The following is a 15,785-nucleotide window of genomic DNA, read 5'->3' as shown; positions in this document are numbered from 1 at the left end:
GTACGGATCTGATGGCGTCAGGACGCTAACAGCCGGACGTACGTTTCCCGGCCGTCCCGGCGGCGTCCGGCCCGGGAAGTCCACCGGCGGAACCATCGCCGCTCACACGGAGGTGGCGGCCCGGCCCAGACGCAGGGCGGAGACGAGGAAGAAGACGCCGCCGAGGAACGCGTACCCGGCCAGGCTGCCAAGGGCGGCGCCGTCCTGGCCTGCCTGGACGACGAACGAGGCGCCGGCCAGGGTGGAGATGCCGCCGCTGGCGATCATCGGCCACTGCCCGCCCATGCGGCGCCGCAGAACACCGACGGCCAGCTGGACGAGCCCCGCGGTGACGGCCCAGGCGCCCCAGACACGCAGGACGGCCGGAATACCGGAGGAGACGGCGACGGCCAGCCCCGCGGCGGTGAGGGCGCTCAGCGCGATGTTGGCGTACAGACCGCGCACGGGACCGCGATGCGCCCGCGCGGACCTGAGGTCGACGACGGCACATCCCACGTCGAACAGGGGATAGACCACCAGCAGTGTCGTACTGAGGGCGCCGAGGGTGTCGGCGGAGACGAACAGCAGACCGGCCCAGACGGCGGCGAACGCGAAGCGGAGGAAGTAGAGCTGCCGCAGGGCGGCGGCGGGGGCGGCACTCGGGGCGGGGGCGGGGGCGACAGCGGAGGCATTCACGGGAGTTCCCTTCGAGAAAGGAGACAGACCGAACGTTCTCCCTCACTCCTCCCATCCAAAGCGCAGCCCACCCCCTTGTCAAGACCGAACGTTCTCCCTCACCCCGCTGGTACGGTGACGGCATGAGTACGAGCACACAGGCCGGAGGCACGTCGGAGGCGCGGTCCCGACTGCTCGACACGGCGACCCGGATCTTCTACGCGGAGGGCATCCACTCCGTCGGCGTGGACCGGATCATCGCGGAGGCCCAGGTCACACGCGCCACCCTGTACCGGCACTTCAAGGGCAAGGAGGAGCTGATCCTCGCCTACCTCCAGCAGGCCGACCAGGGCATCCGGGGCCAGGTGGCGGCCATCGAGGCATCGGGCCTCCCGCCCGCCGACACGGTCCGCGCCGTCGCCCGCTCCATCACCGAGGGCATCCGGTCGGACGGCTTCCGGGGCTGCGCCTTCCTGAACGCGGCGGCCGAGTACCCCGACCCGTCCCACCCGGTCCACCAGGCGGTCCTGGCCCACCGCCAGTGGTTCCTGGAAACGGCCACACACCTCCTGACCCGGGCAGGCTGCGAACCGGCCACCGAGGCGGGCCGGCACTTCGTCATGCTCCGGGACGGCGCGATGGCAGCGGGCTGCCTCTCCGACCCGGCACTGATCTCGGAGACGTTCCTGGGGGGCGTGGAGGGGATCCTGCGCGGACACGGCCACGCGGCCTGAACCGTCCGGGCCGTCGATCCCGCCGGGCCGAGCCCCGCAGCCATGACGACCGGGCCGGCCTCGCGCCACGCACGGATCGGAGGCCCGGCGCTCCCCTGAGCGCCGCAAGGGCCGTCAAGTGCCCGCTGCCCGGTCGAGGGCCCTGCGCCGACGCGCGGGCGCCCCGTCCGCCTTGTTGATGACTGGATGACCGCAGACTCGACCCATCAACCACGACTGGAGAGTTCATGCCCATCAAGACGTCGCAGATCCCCACCGCCGACGGCGTGGCCGACGCGTTCGCCGCCTTCCCTGACGACGGTGAGCAGCACCCGGGCGTGCTGATGTACCCGGACGGCTTCGGTATCCGCCCCGTGCTGCGGGAGATGGCCGACGAGCTGGCCCGGCACGGGTACTACGTACTGGTCCTGAACATGTTCTACCGGCACGGCCCGACCCCGGTGATCGACCTTCCCGAGTACATCGGCGGCGAGGCCAGGTCCGCGGTCTTCGCCCAGCTGATGCCCTTGATCGAGGCGCACACCGCCGAACAGACCCTGCGCGACGCAGACGCCTGCCTAGGGTTCCTCACCGCCCAGCCCCAGGTGCGCCCCGGGCCGGTCGCGGTGACCGGCTACTGCTTCGGCGGCCTGCTGGCGACGCGTACCGCCGCCGCCCACCCCAACCAGGTGGCGGCCCTCGCGGCCTTCCACGCCCCGGTGGGCGCCGACGGCCCCGACGCCCTCGCCGGCATCACCGCCCGGGCGCACTTCGGCCACGCGGCGAGCGACCTGACGCCCGAGGACCTGGACCGGCTCAACCGGTCCCTGGACGCCGCCGGGATCGACCACACGTCGGAGATCTACCCCGGTACGGCCCATGGGTTCACCATGTCCGACACCGACGCGTACGACGCCGCAGGGCTGCGACGCCACTGGGACCGCCTGCTCCCCCTCCTCGAGAGCGCCCTTCACTGACGGGTTCCGTGCCGCCGTCCTGGCAGGATGGCGGCATGGAACGAGTACGTGGAATCGGCGGCTACTTTCTGCGGGCCGCCGACCCGGCGGCCCTGAACGCCTGGTACCGCGACTGCCTGGGTCTGGACACCGACGAGCACGGCCTGTGGCGCCAGGAAGCCGGACCGACGGTCTTCGCGACGTTCGAGCCCGGCACCGACTACTTCGGCTCCCGCACCCAGCAGACCATGCTCAACTTCCGGGTCACCGACCTGGACGCGATGCTCGCGCAGCTGCGCGCCAAGGGAGCGGACGTCTCCGAGGACGTCCAGGAGATGGACGGCGTAGGCCGCTTCGGCTGGGTCACGGACCCCGAGGGCAACCGCATCGAACTGTGGCAGCCGGCCTGACCGGCCCCACCCTCCCGCCGATCAGCCGACGGCCGCCTCGACGGCCTCGAAGATGTCGGCATCGGTCTCCCGCTGCCAGTCCGGCAGATCGGCCCAGTCGGCGACATAGCCGGGCTTCGGGTCCTCGAAGTGCTCACGGACCTCCCGGAACCGTCGGCCGCCCGCGCCGGGGGCGATTCCACACGGGCTCACGGATGAGAGGCAAGCTTCCTGCCGTCGTGTGAGCGCACCCGGGGTGCACCGTCCAGCAGCGCATCGGTGACCCGGACAGCGAAGACCTCGGCCATGCGGCTGATCGTCTCCTCCGGGGTCAGCCACTCAACTGCCGTTGTCTCGTCCGACAGTTGCTCGTGCCCTCCTTCGGCACGGCAGCGGAAGACCAGGGCGACGACGCCCCGGGACGTGTTCTTGTAGACCCCCGTCAAGCGGTCCACCTGCACCTTGACGCCGGTCTCCTCGTAGACCTCGCGACGGACACCGTCCTCCGGAGTCTCGGCCAGTTCGAGCACACCCCCGGGCGGCTCCCACGTCCCGTTGTCGGCGCGCCTTGTCGTGAGCACCCGGCCGTCCTCCCCTTGCGGCTCCAGCGACAAGGAACCGAAGCGGACCTGGTACGTGCTCCCAGAATGCGGGTCGCACCACTGTCCGCGTGGAAAGGTGACGCCCCATGGCCACCACCCGTACCCACCTCGACCGGCTGCCCTCCCCCGTACGCGCCGCCGTCGAGCAGCACACCGGCCCCCTCCTTGAGGTCGTGGAGGCGAGTGCGGGCTTCAACAGTGAGGTCGCTGCCCGGGTCACTTCCGTCACCGGCACCTGGCACATCAAGGGCCTGCGCGCCGGCCACCCTCGCGCCTGGACCCAGCGCCGAGAGGCCGAGATCGCTCCCTTCATCAGAGAGATCGCCCCCGCCCTGCGCTGGCGTGTCGAGACCGCCGGATGGGATCTCCTCGGCTTCGAGGCCATGGACGGCCGCCACGCCGACTACGCCCCCGGCTCCGCCGATCTCCCCGAAGTCGCCGCCCTCCTGCGCCGGCTGGGCCGCACCCCCTGCCCGGACATCGAGCTGCGCCACGCCGAACAACGCCTGGAGCGTTACGCGGCCACCCCCGACGACCTCCGCTTCTTCGCCGGTGACCACCTCCTGCACACCGACCTCAACAACACCAACGTCCTCGTCAACGACCAGTCACCGCAGGGCGATCGGGCACGCCTGGTCGACTGGGCATGGGCCACACGCGGAGCCGCCTGGCTCAACGCCGGCTACTGGGTCATCTGGCTCATCGCCTCCGGACACACGCCGACCGCCGCCGAGCGATGGGCGTCGAAGGTGCCCGCCTGGCACACGGCCCCGCCCGAGGGCATCACCGCCTTCGCCGCCGCCAACCGCAACGTCTGGGCCGAGATCAGTGGTGCGGACCCCGACGCGTGGACGCTGCGTCTGGCGACCGCCGCTGCGGCTTGGCACGGGCACCGCGAATGAACAGGATGCCCGCGCCCCCTCGCACAGCCGACGCTGTCAGTGGGCGCGTTCATACTGCCCGCCATGAGTGACCGCTACGAGATCGTCCTGTCCTGCTTCCTGCGCGGCGACCTGCCCGAGTCCGCGCTCGCCGCCCTGCGCTGGCATCTGGGCCTGGCCGCCGATTGTCCCGAGGAGCTCGACGAGGAGGAACACCCCTGGCCGCTGTTCCCGGTGTCCTCTCACTCCCGTCTGCCCGGCGGCGACGTGGCGATCCTGCGGGAAGCGGAGATGGCGGACGGGCTGGACCGCCCCCTGTGGGAACTCTTCGCCCGGAATTACGGGGTGGATGACAATCTCCTGATGCTCGACGCCCTGCTGGCGCTGGTGGCACCGCACGTCGCCGTCCCGGGATACGGGGGTCATCTGCGCCACGAGTTCGGCACGGAGCCGACCGCCTTCGTCTTTCGTGACGGGGGGCATGCCCTGGTGCCGCCGGGCGCGAGGAGTGAGGGCTGAGCCCGGACGCCGGTGGGGCCCACAGCCTTAAGCCGTGGGCCCCACCGGTGAAGCCGCAATGGCGCGCCGCGCCTACAGCACCGGCAGCAGGTTCTTCAGCTCGAAAGCCGTCACCTCGCTGCGGTACTCCTCCCACTCCTGCTTCTTGTTGCGGAGGAAGAAGTCGAAGACGTGCTCGCCCAGGGTTTCGGCGACCAGTTCGCTCTTCTCCATCAGGGAGATCGCCTCGCCGAGGTTCTGCGGGAGGGGTTCGATGCCCATCGCGCGGCGCTCCGCGTCGGAGAGGGCCCAGACGTCGTCGTCGGCGCCGGCCGGGAGTTCGTAGCCCTCCTCGATGCCCTTGAGGCCCGCGGCCAGGAGGACCGCGTAGGTGAGGTAGGGGTTGGCGCCGGAGTCGATGGAGCGGACCTCCACGCGGGCCGAGCCCGTCTTGCCGGGCTTGTACATCGGGACGCGGATCAGGGCCGAGCGGTTGTTGTGGCCCCAGCAGATGTACGAGGGGGCCTCGCCGCCGGCGCCTGCGGCGCGGGAGGAGCCGCCCCAGATGCGCTTGTAGGAGTTGACCCACTGGTTGGTGACCGCCGAGATCTCCGCCGCGTGCCGCAGCAGGCCCGCGATGAAGGAGCGGCCGACCTTGGAGAGCTGGTACTCCGCGCCGGACTCGTAGAACGCGTTGCGGTCGCCCTCGAAGAGGGAGAGGTGGGTGTGCATGCCCGAGCCGGGGTACTCCGAGAACGGCTTCGGCATGAAGGTCGCCTGGACGCCCTGCTCCAGCGCGACCTGCTTCATGACCAGGCGGAAGGTCATGATGTTGTCGGCCGTGGAGAGCGCGTCCGCGTACCGCAGGTCGATCTCCTGCTGGCCCGGAGCACCCTCGTGGTGGCTGAACTCCACCGAGATGCCCATCGATTCGAGCATCGTGATCGCCTGACGGCGGAAGTCCATGCCCACGTTCTGCGGGGTGTGGTCGAAGTAGCCCGAGCTGTCCGCCGGGGTCGGGCGGGTGCCGTCGACCGGCTTGTTCTTCAGGAGGAAGAACTCGATCTCGGGGTGGGTGTAGAAGGTGAAGCCGAGGTCGGAGGTCTTGGCGAGGATGCGCTTCAGTACGTAGCGCGGGTCCGCGAAGGACGGCGAGCCGTCCGGCATCAGGATGTCGCAGAACATCCGCGCGGTGCCCGGAGCCTCCGCGCGCCACGGCAGGATCTGGAAGGTGCCCGGGTCCGGCTTGGCGATCATGTCCGACTCGTACACCCGGGCGAAGCCCTCGATGGCCGAGCCGTCGAAGCCGATCCCCTCGTCAAACGCCTGTTCCAGCTCGGCGGGGGCGACGGCCACGGACTTGAGGTAACCGAGCACGTCGGTGAACCACAGCCGAACGAACCGGATGTCGCGCTCCTCGAGTGTCCTGAGGACGAATTCCTGCTGCTTGTCCATAGCCACATCCTTGCAGTTCAGACGGTCCGTGCATCACCTCCCGGGGCTGGGGAGAGACTCCAGTATCACGACCCCGGATTTCCCCCAGATTACGCACCCGACGTGAGATGGAGCACTCGGCCACCCACTACGATCGTCGGCCATGGTGCGCGTGGGGCGCGGCGGGCTCGCAACTGCCCCGCGCACACCGCTTTCCAGGCCCGTTACGTCCCCTCATCGCCCCTTCGCAGAAGGACCCACGACATGAGCTACGACCGCAGGACACGCATAGAGCAGATGCGCAAGGCCGACCGCGTGCGCGACCGCCGCAACCGCGTGCTGGCCATAAGCCTCAGCGCCGTCGTCGTCGCAGGTCTCGTCACCTTCGGTACGTACACGCTGCTCGACCGTTCCTCGGCCAGGGCCGACCAGAAGGCCGCCGACGCGAAGGACGCGAAGCGGTCCGCCGAGGAGCAGAAGGATCTGGCCGCCGGTCCGATCGAGGGCGAGAAGACGTGGGACGCGAAGAAGCTGACCCGCAACCACGTCACCACCCCCGTCGACTACCCGATGAAGCCTCCGGTCGGCGGTGACCACAGTCCCGTCTGGATGAACTGCGACGGCGAGGTATACAAAAAGGCCATCCCCGACGTGAACGCCGTGCACGCGCTGGAGCACGGTTCGGTCTGGGTCACGTACACCGACAAGGCCCCGGCCGCCGATGTGGACAAGCTCGCCGAGCGGGTGTCCGGGACCCCGTACTCGCTGATGAGCCCCTACAGGGACCAGGCCGGCGCGATCATGCTGAGCGCCTGGGGCAAGCAGGTCACGGTGGACGGTGCCGACGACCGCCGGGTGGCGCAGTTCTTCGCCAAGTACGTGCAGGGCCCGCAGACGCCCGAGCCGGGTGCGGCGTGCACCGGCGGGCTGGCGGCCCCGTGACCGTCGTATCGGAGCGCACCCGGCGCACCCGGTGGGCGGCGGGTTCCGCCGTCGCCGCAGCCGTGCTGTTCGCGGGGGCCGCGACGGTCGCCTCCGCACGGGACGACGGCGGTACGGACCACCACGCCGCGGTCTCCGTCCCGCGCGCCCCGGCCACGGATTCGGCGGACGCCGGGTTCGCCCGCGACATGGCCGTCCACCATCAGCAGGCCGTGGAGATGTCCTTCATCGTGCGCGACCGCACGCGGAACGAGGACGTGCGCCGGCTCGCGTACGACATCGCCAACACCCAGGCCAACCAGCGGGGCATGCTGCTCGGCTGGCTGGATCTGTGGGAGCTTCCGAAGACCTCCGCCGGGCAGGAGCCGATGACCTGGATGGCCGGCGGGGAGCACGCCGGGCACGACATGGCCGGGATGCCGGGGATGGACGACAACTTCCAGGCCCATGACGGGGCCCTCATGCCCGGCATGGCCACCCGTACCGAGCTGAAGCAGCTGCGCGGGGCCAGTGGCAGGAAGGCCGAGATCCTGTATCTCCAGCTGATGACCGACCACCACAAGGGCGGCATCGGCATGGCCCGGGGCTGTGCGGACCGGTGCAGCGTCAAGGCGGAGAAACGGCTCGCCCGGGGCATGGCCGAGGCCCAGCAGTCCGAGCTGGACGCGATGGCCGACCTGCTGGCCGAGCGCGGAGCGAAGCCCAGAGACCACGGCTGAGAGTTCCCCCGCACCGCGGATGCACCCGAATGGGTGATAGCGGTCGCGCGCCCCGAACAGGCCGATGACGATGGGTTCGCTCGGGGCCGTACAGCAGTGCCCTTCGGCACGCAGGAGGAATCCCCCATGACCACCGCCAAGGACATCATGCATTCCGGCGCCACCTGGATCCCGGCGCACGAGACGCTCGACCGCGCCGCCCAGCTGATGCGCGAGCACAACGTCGGCGCGCTGCCCATCTCCGCCAACGGCGGGCAGGACCGGATGATCGGCATTCTCACGGACCGCGACATCGTGGTCGGCTGTGTGGCGATGGGCCGGGACCCGTCCAAGGTCACCGCGGGCGACCTCGCGCAGGGCACGCCGCGCTGGATCGAGGCGGACGCGGGCGTGGACGCGGTGCTGGAGGAGATGCAGACCCACCAGATCCGCCGGCTGCCGGTCGTCGAGAACAAGGTACTGATCGGCATGATCAGCGAGGCCGATCTCGCCCAGCACCTCTCCGAGGACCAGATCGCCGGCTGGGCGGAGAAGGTCTACTCCCGCAGCTCGCAGGGCTGACCGGCACGGCGTACGGCCCGACGGCCCGCTCCCCCGCCGCGCGCGGGGCGGCGGGCCGCCGCCGTTCGTATACCCGGTGGGGGTAGGGTGGCCGCCATGTCGGGGACCAGGAGTGCGAGGTACGGGCGGCTGCTGCTGTTCGCCGCGCTGCTCTTCGGGATCTTCACCATGCACACGGTCGGGCACCCGGCCGCCGACCACGCACCGGAGCACAGCGGCACGGTGGCATCGGCCCCGCAGATGCCGTCGGACCCGGCGGCCGGGGCCGCCGCACCCCACCACCCCGCCGCGCCCCCGCACGGCATGGACCCCCTGGCCGTCTGTCTCGCCGTGCTGGGCGTCTGGGGTCTCGCCCTGCTCACCGTGCTGCTGCTGGTCCCGGCGACGCGCCGGGCCGTCGGCCCCCTGCCGGGAGCCGGCGCGGCCCCAGCCGTACGCGTGCCCCCGCCCCGGCCCCGCAAGGCCGCCCTCATCGGTCTGTCGGTCCTGCGGATATAGGCGCAACCGCGCCCCCGTCCGCCCTGAGCACCGCGCTCACACCGACCACCCACACCATGAGGTGCACTCAGTCATGTCCGCTCAGCCCACCCGCCGCGCCGTTCTCGGCGCCTCGCTCGCCCTCGCCGGTACCGGAGCCCTCGCCGCCTGCGCCGGGCGCGGCACCGCGTCGGACCACTCCGCCATGAACCACGGGGCGCCCGCCGGCACCACGCCCCCCGAGGGCTATGTCGACCCCGCAGGACCGGAGGTCGTCGCCGCCGAACGGCGCCGGGGCACCGGCCCCGAGCGCAAGGTCTCCCTCACCGCGACCGCCACCCGGCTCGACCTCGGCGGCGGCCGTACCGTCAGCTCCTGGGCGTACGGGGACCGGCTGCCCGGCAAGGAGGTGCGGGTCACCGCCGGGGACACGCTCGCCCTCACCCTCGCCAACCACCTCCCGCAGTCGACCTCGATGCACTGGCACGGGCTCGCCCTGCGCAACGACATGGACGGCGTGCCCGGCCTGACCCAGCGGGCCGTCGAACCGGGCGCCGACTTCACGTACCGGTTCACCGTGCCGGACCCCGGCACCTACTGGTTCCACCCGCACTCGGGCGTCCAGCTGGACCGGGGGCTCTACGCGCCGCTGATCGTCGACGACCCGAGGGAGCCCCTGTCGTACGACAAGGAGTGGGTCGTCGTCCTGGACGACTGGCTCGACGGGGTGGACGGCTCCACCCCCGACGCGGTGCTCGACGAACTGACCGGCGGCAACGGCGGCCACAGCGGGCACGCCATGCCCGCGACACCGTCGGCCGCCGGTGGCCCCTCGCGCATGCTGATGGGCGCCACCAGCGAGCTGCTGGGCGGGGACGCCGGGGACGTGGCCTACCCGTACTACCTGGTGAACGGGCGTACCGGCGACGATCCTTCCGTCTTCACGGCCGCGCCCGGGGACCGTATCCGGCTGCGGATCATCAACGCGGGCGGCGACACCGCCTTCCGGATCGCGCTCGGCGGCCACCGGATGACCGTCACGCACACCGACGGCTTCCCGGTCCGGCACACCGGGACCGACGCCCTGCTGCTCGGGATGGGCGAGCGCTACGACGTGCTGGTCACCGCAGGCGACGGGGTGTTCCCCCTGACCGCGCTGGCCGAGGGCAAGGACGCCGCCACGATGGCCCTGCTGCGCACCGGGGGCGGCACGGCGCCCAAGGCCTCCGCACGGCCGAAGGAGCTGGACGGCGAGCTGGTGACCGCCGACCGGCTGGCTCCGGACGCGTCCGTCGCGCTGGCGGCCGGGGAGCCCGACCGGACGGTGCGGATCCGGCTGACGGGGTCGATGGAGGCGTACGACTGGGCCTTCGACGGCAAGCCGTACACCGCCGACCAGCGCCATCCGGTGCAGGCCGGGGAGCGGGTCCGGATGGAGTTCCGGAACCCGACCGCGATGTGGCACCCGGTCCATCTGCACGGGCACACCTTCGCGCTGGCCGGGGGCGCCGCCGGGGCCCGCAAGGACACCGCGATCGTGCTGCCCCGGCAGTCGCTGACGGTGGACTTCGACGCCGACAACCCGGGGCTGTGGATGCTGCACTGCCACAACCTGTACCACGCGGAGGCGGGCATGATGACAGTCGTCGGCTACCGCAGCTGAACCGTTCCCGGCGGGCCGCGCGCTCTTTTTACGCGGCTCGCCGGGACATCGCGTCAGTCAGACGATTAGAGTGGGCGGCGTGCCTCAACTACGCCTCGCACTGAATCAGATCGACTCGACCGTCGGTGACCTCGCCGGCAACGCCGAGGCGATCGTCCACTGGACCCGGCACTCCGCCGAACAGGGCGCCCATCTGGTGGCGTTCCCGGAGATGGTGCTGACCGGCTACCCCGTCGAGGACCTGGCCCTGCGGTCGTCCTTCGTCGAGGCCTCGCGGGCCGCGCTGCGCGCGCTCGCCGTCCGGCTCGACGAGGAGGGCTTCGGGGAGCTGCCGGTCGTCGTCGGCTACCTCGACCGCTCCGAGTCCGCCGCCGCGCGCTACGGCCAGCCGGCCGGGTCCCCGCGCAACGCGGCCGCGGTGCTGCACCGGGGCGCGGTCGCGCTGAACTTCGCCAAGCACCACCTGCCCAACTACGGCGTCTTCGACGAGTTCCGGTACTTCGTGCCGGGCGACTCGATGCCGGTGGTGCGGGTGCACGGCATCGATGTGGCGCTCGCGATCTGCGAGGACCTCTGGCAGGACGGCGGCCGGGTGCCGGCCGCGCGCGCCGCCGGGGCCGGACTGCTGCTCTCCGTCAACGCCTCGCCCTACGAGCGGGACAAGGACGACACCCGCCTCGAACTGGTCCGCAGGCGGGCCCGGGAGGCGGACTGCACGACCGCCTATCTGGCGATGATCGGCGGCCAGGACGAGCTGGTCTTCGACGGCGACTCGATCGTCGTCGACCGGCACGGCGAGGTCATCGCCCGCGCGCCCCAGTTCGCCGAGGGCAGCGTCATCCTCGACCTGGACCTGCCGGCCGCCCCCGCCGAGACCCCGTCGGGTGTGGTAAACGACGGTCTGCGGATCGACCACGTGGTCCTCTCCGAGAAGCCCCTCCCGCCCTACGAGGCGGAGCTGGCCGGCGGCTACGCGGAGCGGCTCGACGACGACGAGGAGGTCTACTCCGCGCTGGTCGTCGGGCTGCGTGCGTACGCCGCGAAGAACGGTTTCAGCAGTGTGCTGCTGGGGCTCTCCGGCGGAATCGACTCGGCGCTCTGCGCGGCCATCGCCTGCGATGCGCTGGGGGCGCGGAACGTGTACGCGGTCTCGATGCCGTCGAAGTACTCCTCGGAGCACTCCAAGGGCGACGCGGCCGAGATGGCACGGCGTACCGGGCTGAACTTCCGGACCGTGCCGATCGAGCCGATGTTCGACGCGTACATGGGGTCGCTGGAGCTGACCGGGCTGGCCGAGGAGAACCTCCAGGCGCGGCTGCGCGGCACGCTGCTGATGGCGCTGTCCAACCAGGAGGGCCACATCGTCCTGGCGCCCGGCAACAAGTCCGAGCTGGCGGTCGGGTACTCCACGCTGTACGGGGACGCGGTCGGCGCGTACGGGCCGATCAAGGACGTGTACAAGACGTGGGTCTTCCGGCTGGCGAAGTGGCGCAACCGGGCCGCCGAGGAGCGCGGGCAGACCCCGCCGATCCCGGAGGCCTCGATCACCAAGCCGCCGAGCGCCGAGCTGCGGCCGGGCCAGGTCGACACGGACTCGCTGCCGGACTACGACGTGCTGGACCGGATCCTGGAGCTGTACGTGGACCGGGACCAGGGCCTCGACGCGATCGTGGCGGCCGGGTTCGACGAGGCGCTGGTGGCGAAGACGCTGCGGATGGTGGACACCGCGGAGTACAAGCGGCGGCAGTATCCGCCGGGGACGAAGATCTCGCCGAAGGGATTCGGGAAGGACCGGCGGCTGCCGATCACGAACCGGTGGCGGGAGGCCGGCTGACGCCGGCGGGTCTCCGAAACGCGAGCCCGTCCGGGGCCGGGGGTTGTCCCCGGACGCCGGACGGGCTGGGTTGTCCGTCAGTTGCGGCCCGATCCGGCCGAGGTCTTGTCCTCGAACGCCGGACGGGCTGAATTCTGGCCGGCCACCACCTTTGAGGTTCCCCTCTCACGGTCCAGCGTGCCCGCCGTCACCGCGATCGCCAGGCCCGCCAGGGCCAGGGCCGCGCCGACCAGGGCCGGGGAGGTCCAGCCCCAGCCGGCCGCGATGGCCACGCCGCCGAGCCACGCGCCGCCCGCGTTGGCCAGGTTGAACGCGGAGTGGTTGGAGGCGGACGCCAGGGTCGGGGCGTCCTTGGCCTTGTTCATGACGAGCATCTGGAGCGGGGTGGTGGTCATGAAGCCGACCCCGCCCAGCAGCACCACCATCACCAGCGCGGCCCACCGCACATGCGCGGCGAACGGGAAGACGACCAGGACCACGGCGAGCGCGCCCAGTGATCCGTACAGCGTCGGGCGCAGCGCCCGGTCCGTGAGCGGGCCCGCGGCGAGGGCGCCCAGGGTCATGCCGATGCCGAAGAGCGCCAGCACCGGCGTCACGGAGGACTCGCCGAAGCCCATCGCCTCGGTGGTCATCGCCGAGAGGTAGGAGTACACGGCGAAGACCCCGGCGAAGCCGAAGACGGCGGTGAGCAGGCCGAGCAGCACCTGCCGGTTGCCGAGGGCGCGCAGCTCGTGGCGGACGTTCTGGTGGGCCTCGACCGGGATCTGCGGGATCAGCCGGGCGAGCGCGGCCATCGCACAGAGGCCGATGACCGCGACCACCAGGAAGGTGGCCCGCCAGCCGAGGTGCTGGCCGAGCAGGGTGGCGGCGGGCACGCCGACGATGTTGGCAACGGTCAGGCCGAGGAACATCGTGGCCACGGCCCGGGCCCGGCGCCCCTCGGGGACGAGCCGGGCGGCGACGACCGCGCCGACGCCGAAGAACGCGCCGTGCGGCAGCCCGGCCAGCAGCCGCCCCGCGACCAGCCAGCCGAAGCCGGGGGCGAGCGCGGAGGCGAGGTTGCCGACGGTGAAGAGCGCCATCAGCAGCAGGAGCATCCGCTTGCGCGGGATCCGGGAGCCGACGGAGGTGAGCAGGGGCGCGCCGAGCACCACGCCGATCGCGTAGGCCGACACCAGATACCCGGCGGTGGGGACGGAGGTGCCCAGGTCGTCCGCGACATTGGGCAGCAGGCCCATCATCACGAACTCGGTGGTGCCGATGCCGAAGGCGCTCACAGCCAACGCGAGCAGGGCCAGGGGCATGAAGAGAGACCTTTCCGCAGGGAGGGGGCAAGGGCGTGCGCGGAGACAAGCGCGCACGACGAGGGACCGGTCTTCTCACCGGCTACCTTGTTCCCGATCGGAACAAATTCTCTCAGACGTTTTATGCCCGGAGGTAAACGGCCCGTTGCGTCAGAGCTTGACGCGGGCGGCGATCGGAAGATGGTCGCTGTCCGTGGCCGGGAGCGTCCACGAGGACATCGGCTCGACGCCCTTCACCATGATCTGGTCGATCCGCGCCATCGGGAACGACGCGGGCCAGCTGAAGCCGAAGCCGTCACCGGCCGCGCCCTGGGTGGAGCGCATCTGGGAGGTGACCGCGTTGAGCGAGCGGTCGTTCATGGTGCCGTTGAGGTCGCCGAGCAGCGCGACCCGCTCCAGCCGCTCGTGGGAGATGGCCTCGCCGAGGGCGTCCGCGCTCTGGTCGCGCTGGTTGGCGGTGAACCCGGCGTGCAGCTTGACCCGGACCGAGGGCAGGTGTGCCACATAGACGGCGAGCGGACCCTCGGGGGTGGCGACGGTGGTCCGCATGGCCCGGACCCAGCCCATCTTGATGTCCACCGGCCGGGTGTCGCTGAGCCGGTACTTGCTCCACACACCGACGGTCCCCTGCACGGAGTGGTACGGGAAGCGCGCGGCGAGCGCCGACTCGTACGCCGCCACCTGGCCGGCGGGCAGCTCCTGGAGGGCGATGACGTCCGCGCCGGAGCCCGCGACCTGCTGGGCGGTGCCGGCGGGGTCCGGGTTGTCCGCGTTGACGTTGTGGGTGGCGACGGTGAGATCGCCGCCGCCGCCGGACTTGTCGGTGAGCAGCCCGCCGAACAGGTTGAACCAGAACACGACCGGCAGCAGCAGGGCGATCAGCGCGGTCGCCGAGCGGCGCACCAGGGCCAGGACCAGCAGCAGCGGGACGAAGACGGCGATCCAGGGCAGGAACGTCTCGGTGAGGCTGCCCAGGTTGCCGATGGTGTTCGGGATCTGGGCATGGAAGACCATCACCAGCGTCAGCAGGACGGAGCAGCAGGCCAGGACGATGCCGCGCCGCCAGATGCCCGGGTCCCGGGTCCATCTGTCGCGCAGGTCCCGGAAGCGGGATCCGGAGCGCTGCGGTCCCACGCCGCCGTTCTCCGCGTCCGTCCTGTACGCCTGCACCATCGCGCTGTCCTCACTGCCTTGCCGTACACATCGCCGCGCCCTACGACCCTAGGCGATGTGCGATGCCATTCCGGCCGTCGACGACGGCCGTACTGCCACGAGGACGAAGGAAGCGGCGCCGAGGGTTCCGGCCGGGGTGGATACGCGGGGGCTTGTGACAGAACGATCACACTCGTACCGGCCCGGGCGCGTCAGCCCGGGTCTGCGGCGCTTCCCGGTCCGGTGCCTGCGGGCCGGGGGCCGAGGCCCTCGGTCACCAGGGCGATGATCCGGTCGGCGAGATCGTCGGGCAGCGGCGCGTCCGGCCGGTGGACCGTGCGTACGAGCATGGGGCCGAGGAACAGGTCGTCCATCAGGTCCAGATCCGTGTCCCCCCGCAGTTCGCCCAGCTCGACGGCCCGCCGGACGGCGGCGACCATGGCGAGGCGGCGGGGGGCGATCACGGTGCACTGGTACTCGGACCAGAGCTTGGGGTGGCTCTTCATCTGCGCGAAGACGTTGTGCAGGAAGACCGAGGAGCGCCGGGCGAGACCCCCGGTGCGCATCGACTCCAGCAGGACCCGCAGGTCGTCGAGGCCGCCGGTGCCCGACACCTCGGGTTCCGGCGGCTCGATGTCGCGCAGGACGTCGACGAAGAGCTCCTCCTTGTCGGCCCAGCGCCGGTAGATGGTGGCCTTGCCGACCCCGGCGGTGCGGGCGATCCGCTCGATGGAGAGGCCGGCGAGGGGTTCACCGGCCTCCAGCAGTTCGATGACGGCGTCCAGGATGGCCCGCTCGGCGGCGGCGCTGCGCGGGCGGCCACGACGGGGCTCCGGCTCGTCGCCGGTCCGCCGGCCGGGGCTGTCGTCCGCCTGCCGGGGCCGGTCGTCGCCGGACTGCCCGTCCCGTTCGCCCGGGACCCGTTCGTCCTGGTCCGGTGCCTGAGCCTGCACGTGAAACCACCTTTCGCCGCCCCCGATTCTCGCCGACGCGGGCGGCGCCCGGC

Annotated in this window: 18 protein-coding genes; 11 read left to right on the top strand and 7 right to left on the bottom strand. The window is 71.5% G+C overall.

Annotation, left to right across the window (positions count from 1 at the left end):
* Positions 1 to 102: 102 nt before the first annotated feature.
* On the bottom strand, positions 103 to 675 hold the full coding sequence (locus tag RLT58_RS25935; RefSeq protein WP_311312767.1) for a hypothetical protein: 573 nt from the start codon (positions 673 to 675) through the stop codon (positions 103 to 105).
* Positions 676 to 797: 122 nt separating this feature from the next.
* Here RLT58_RS25935 and RLT58_RS25930 point away from each other — a divergent pair, with 122 nt between their 5' ends.
* From RLT58_RS25930 to RLT58_RS25920, 3 genes are all read left to right on the top strand, one after another.
* Complete coding sequence (locus RLT58_RS25930) at positions 798 to 1,388, top strand: TetR/AcrR family transcriptional regulator (RefSeq protein WP_311312766.1); 591 nt, start codon at positions 798 to 800, stop codon at positions 1,386 to 1,388.
* A gap of 227 nt (positions 1,389 to 1,615) precedes the next feature.
* Entirely contained in the window at positions 1,616 to 2,344 is a 729-nt protein-coding gene (locus tag RLT58_RS25925; protein ID WP_311312765.1) for a dienelactone hydrolase family protein, read from the top strand.
* A gap of 35 nt (positions 2,345 to 2,379) precedes the next feature.
* Positions 2,380 to 2,733 carry a VOC family protein gene (locus RLT58_RS25920; RefSeq protein ID WP_311312764.1) on the top strand — a complete coding sequence of 118 codons (354 nt, stop codon included), beginning with the start codon at positions 2,380 to 2,382 and terminating at the stop codon, positions 2,731 to 2,733.
* Between the two features lie 21 nt (positions 2,734 to 2,754).
* Here the strand turns inward: RLT58_RS25920 and RLT58_RS25915 are convergent, their stop codons facing one another.
* Positions 2,755 to 2,925, bottom strand: coding sequence for a hypothetical protein (locus RLT58_RS25915; protein ID WP_311314756.1), 171 nt, complete (start codon positions 2,923 to 2,925; stop codon positions 2,755 to 2,757).
* Positions 2,922 to 3,326, bottom strand: coding sequence for an NUDIX domain-containing protein (locus RLT58_RS25910; protein ID WP_311312763.1), 405 nt, complete (start codon positions 3,324 to 3,326; stop codon positions 2,922 to 2,924). Before RLT58_RS25910 ends, RLT58_RS25915 begins: the two co-directional genes overlap by 4 nt.
* Positions 3,327 to 3,400: 74 nt before the next feature.
* Here RLT58_RS25910 and RLT58_RS25905 point away from each other — a divergent pair, with 74 nt between their 5' ends.
* Both RLT58_RS25905 and RLT58_RS25900 read left to right on the top strand, forming a co-directional pair.
* Entirely contained in the window at positions 3,401 to 4,216 is an 816-nt protein-coding gene (locus RLT58_RS25905; protein WP_311312762.1) for an aminoglycoside phosphotransferase, read from the top strand.
* A gap of 63 nt (positions 4,217 to 4,279) precedes the next feature.
* Entirely contained in the window at positions 4,280 to 4,714 is a 435-nt protein-coding gene (locus RLT58_RS25900) for a hypothetical protein (protein WP_311312761.1), read from the top strand.
* A gap of 72 nt (positions 4,715 to 4,786) precedes the next feature.
* On the opposite strand, the gene glnA is transcribed toward RLT58_RS25900, so the two are convergent.
* Positions 4,787 to 6,148: a gamma-glutamylpolyamine synthetase GlnA2 gene (gene glnA, locus RLT58_RS25895; protein WP_311312760.1), complete on the bottom strand. Its 1,362-nt coding sequence runs from the start codon at positions 6,146 to 6,148 to the stop codon at positions 4,787 to 4,789.
* A gap of 243 nt (positions 6,149 to 6,391) precedes the next feature.
* Here glnA and RLT58_RS25890 point away from each other — a divergent pair, with 243 nt between their 5' ends.
* The 6 genes from RLT58_RS25890 to RLT58_RS25865 all read left to right on the top strand — a co-directional run bounded on the left by RLT58_RS25890 (position 6,392) and on the right by RLT58_RS25865 (position 12,323).
* Positions 6,392 to 7,069, top strand: a complete 678-nt coding sequence (locus RLT58_RS25890) for a thioredoxin-like domain-containing protein (RefSeq protein ID WP_311312759.1) — start codon at positions 6,392 to 6,394, stop codon at positions 7,067 to 7,069.
* Positions 7,066 to 7,788, top strand: coding sequence for a DUF305 domain-containing protein (locus RLT58_RS25885; RefSeq protein WP_311312758.1), 723 nt, complete (start codon positions 7,066 to 7,068; stop codon positions 7,786 to 7,788). The genes RLT58_RS25890 and RLT58_RS25885 overlap by 4 nt, the downstream gene beginning before the upstream one ends.
* A 126-nt stretch (positions 7,789 to 7,914) precedes the next feature.
* Positions 7,915 to 8,349, top strand: a complete 435-nt coding sequence (locus RLT58_RS25880; protein ID WP_311312757.1) for a CBS domain-containing protein — start codon at positions 7,915 to 7,917, stop codon at positions 8,347 to 8,349.
* A gap of 96 nt (positions 8,350 to 8,445) precedes the next feature.
* Positions 8,446 to 8,847 (top strand): DUF6153 family protein, encoded by a 402-nt coding sequence (locus tag RLT58_RS25875; RefSeq protein WP_311312756.1) that lies wholly within the window; start codon positions 8,446 to 8,448, stop codon positions 8,845 to 8,847.
* Between the two features lie 73 nt (positions 8,848 to 8,920).
* The gene (locus RLT58_RS25870) at positions 8,921 to 10,489 is read left to right on the top strand and encodes a multicopper oxidase family protein (protein WP_311312755.1); all 1,569 of its coding nucleotides are present in this window, start codon (positions 8,921 to 8,923) and stop codon (positions 10,487 to 10,489) included.
* 79 nt (positions 10,490 to 10,568) lie between these two features.
* The gene (locus RLT58_RS25865; protein ID WP_311312754.1) at positions 10,569 to 12,323 is read left to right on the top strand and encodes an NAD+ synthase; all 1,755 of its coding nucleotides are present in this window, start codon (positions 10,569 to 10,571) and stop codon (positions 12,321 to 12,323) included.
* 77 nt (positions 12,324 to 12,400) lie between these two features.
* Here RLT58_RS25865 and RLT58_RS25860 read toward each other — a convergent pair whose 3' ends face one another.
* The 3 genes from RLT58_RS25860 to RLT58_RS25850 all read right to left on the bottom strand — a co-directional run bounded on the left by RLT58_RS25860 (position 12,401) and on the right by RLT58_RS25850 (position 15,732).
* Positions 12,401 to 13,627 (bottom strand): MFS transporter, encoded by a 1,227-nt coding sequence (locus RLT58_RS25860; protein ID WP_311312753.1) that lies wholly within the window; start codon positions 13,625 to 13,627, stop codon positions 12,401 to 12,403.
* 150 nt (positions 13,628 to 13,777) lie between these two features.
* Complete coding sequence (locus RLT58_RS25855; protein ID WP_311312752.1) at positions 13,778 to 14,800, bottom strand: endonuclease/exonuclease/phosphatase family protein; 1,023 nt, start codon at positions 14,798 to 14,800, stop codon at positions 13,778 to 13,780.
* A gap of 191 nt (positions 14,801 to 14,991) precedes the next feature.
* The gene (locus tag RLT58_RS25850) at positions 14,992 to 15,732 is read right to left on the bottom strand and encodes a TetR/AcrR family transcriptional regulator (protein ID WP_311312751.1); all 741 of its coding nucleotides are present in this window, start codon (positions 15,730 to 15,732) and stop codon (positions 14,992 to 14,994) included.
* Positions 15,733 to 15,785: the final 53 nt, after the last annotated feature.

This window comes from Streptomyces sp. ITFR-16, from assembly GCF_031844705.1.
Taxonomy (GTDB): Bacteria; Actinomycetota; Actinomycetes; order Streptomycetales; family Streptomycetaceae; genus Streptomyces.
The sequence above is the reverse complement of the archived record's forward strand: the minus strand, read 5'-3'. Positions and strand labels throughout refer to the sequence as shown.

Coding starts and splice junctions, on each gene's coding strand:
- glnA (WP_311312760.1), bottom strand. CDS start 6,148: ATGGACAAGCAGCAGGAATTCGTCCTCAGGACACTCGAGGAGCGCGAC.
- RLT58_RS25900 (WP_311312761.1), top strand. CDS start 4,280: ATGAGTGACCGCTACGAGATCGTCCTGTCCTGCTTCCTGCGCGGCGAC.
- RLT58_RS25875 (WP_311312756.1), top strand. CDS start 8,446: ATGTCGGGGACCAGGAGTGCGAGGTACGGGCGGCTGCTGCTGTTCGCC.
- RLT58_RS25890 (WP_311312759.1), top strand. CDS start 6,392: ATGAGCTACGACCGCAGGACACGCATAGAGCAGATGCGCAAGGCCGAC.
- RLT58_RS25870 (WP_311312755.1), top strand. CDS start 8,921: ATGTCCGCTCAGCCCACCCGCCGCGCCGTTCTCGGCGCCTCGCTCGCC.
- RLT58_RS25925 (WP_311312765.1), top strand. CDS start 1,616: ATGCCCATCAAGACGTCGCAGATCCCCACCGCCGACGGCGTGGCCGAC.
- RLT58_RS25855 (WP_311312752.1), bottom strand. CDS start 14,800: ATGGTGCAGGCGTACAGGACGGACGCGGAGAACGGCGGCGTGGGACCG.
- RLT58_RS25860 (WP_311312753.1), bottom strand. CDS start 13,627: ATGCCCCTGGCCCTGCTCGCGTTGGCTGTGAGCGCCTTCGGCATCGGC.
- RLT58_RS25920 (WP_311312764.1), top strand. CDS start 2,380: ATGGAACGAGTACGTGGAATCGGCGGCTACTTTCTGCGGGCCGCCGAC.
- RLT58_RS25930 (WP_311312766.1), top strand. CDS start 798: ATGAGTACGAGCACACAGGCCGGAGGCACGTCGGAGGCGCGGTCCCGA.
- RLT58_RS25905 (WP_311312762.1), top strand. CDS start 3,401: ATGGCCACCACCCGTACCCACCTCGACCGGCTGCCCTCCCCCGTACGC.
- RLT58_RS25880 (WP_311312757.1), top strand. CDS start 7,915: ATGACCACCGCCAAGGACATCATGCATTCCGGCGCCACCTGGATCCCG.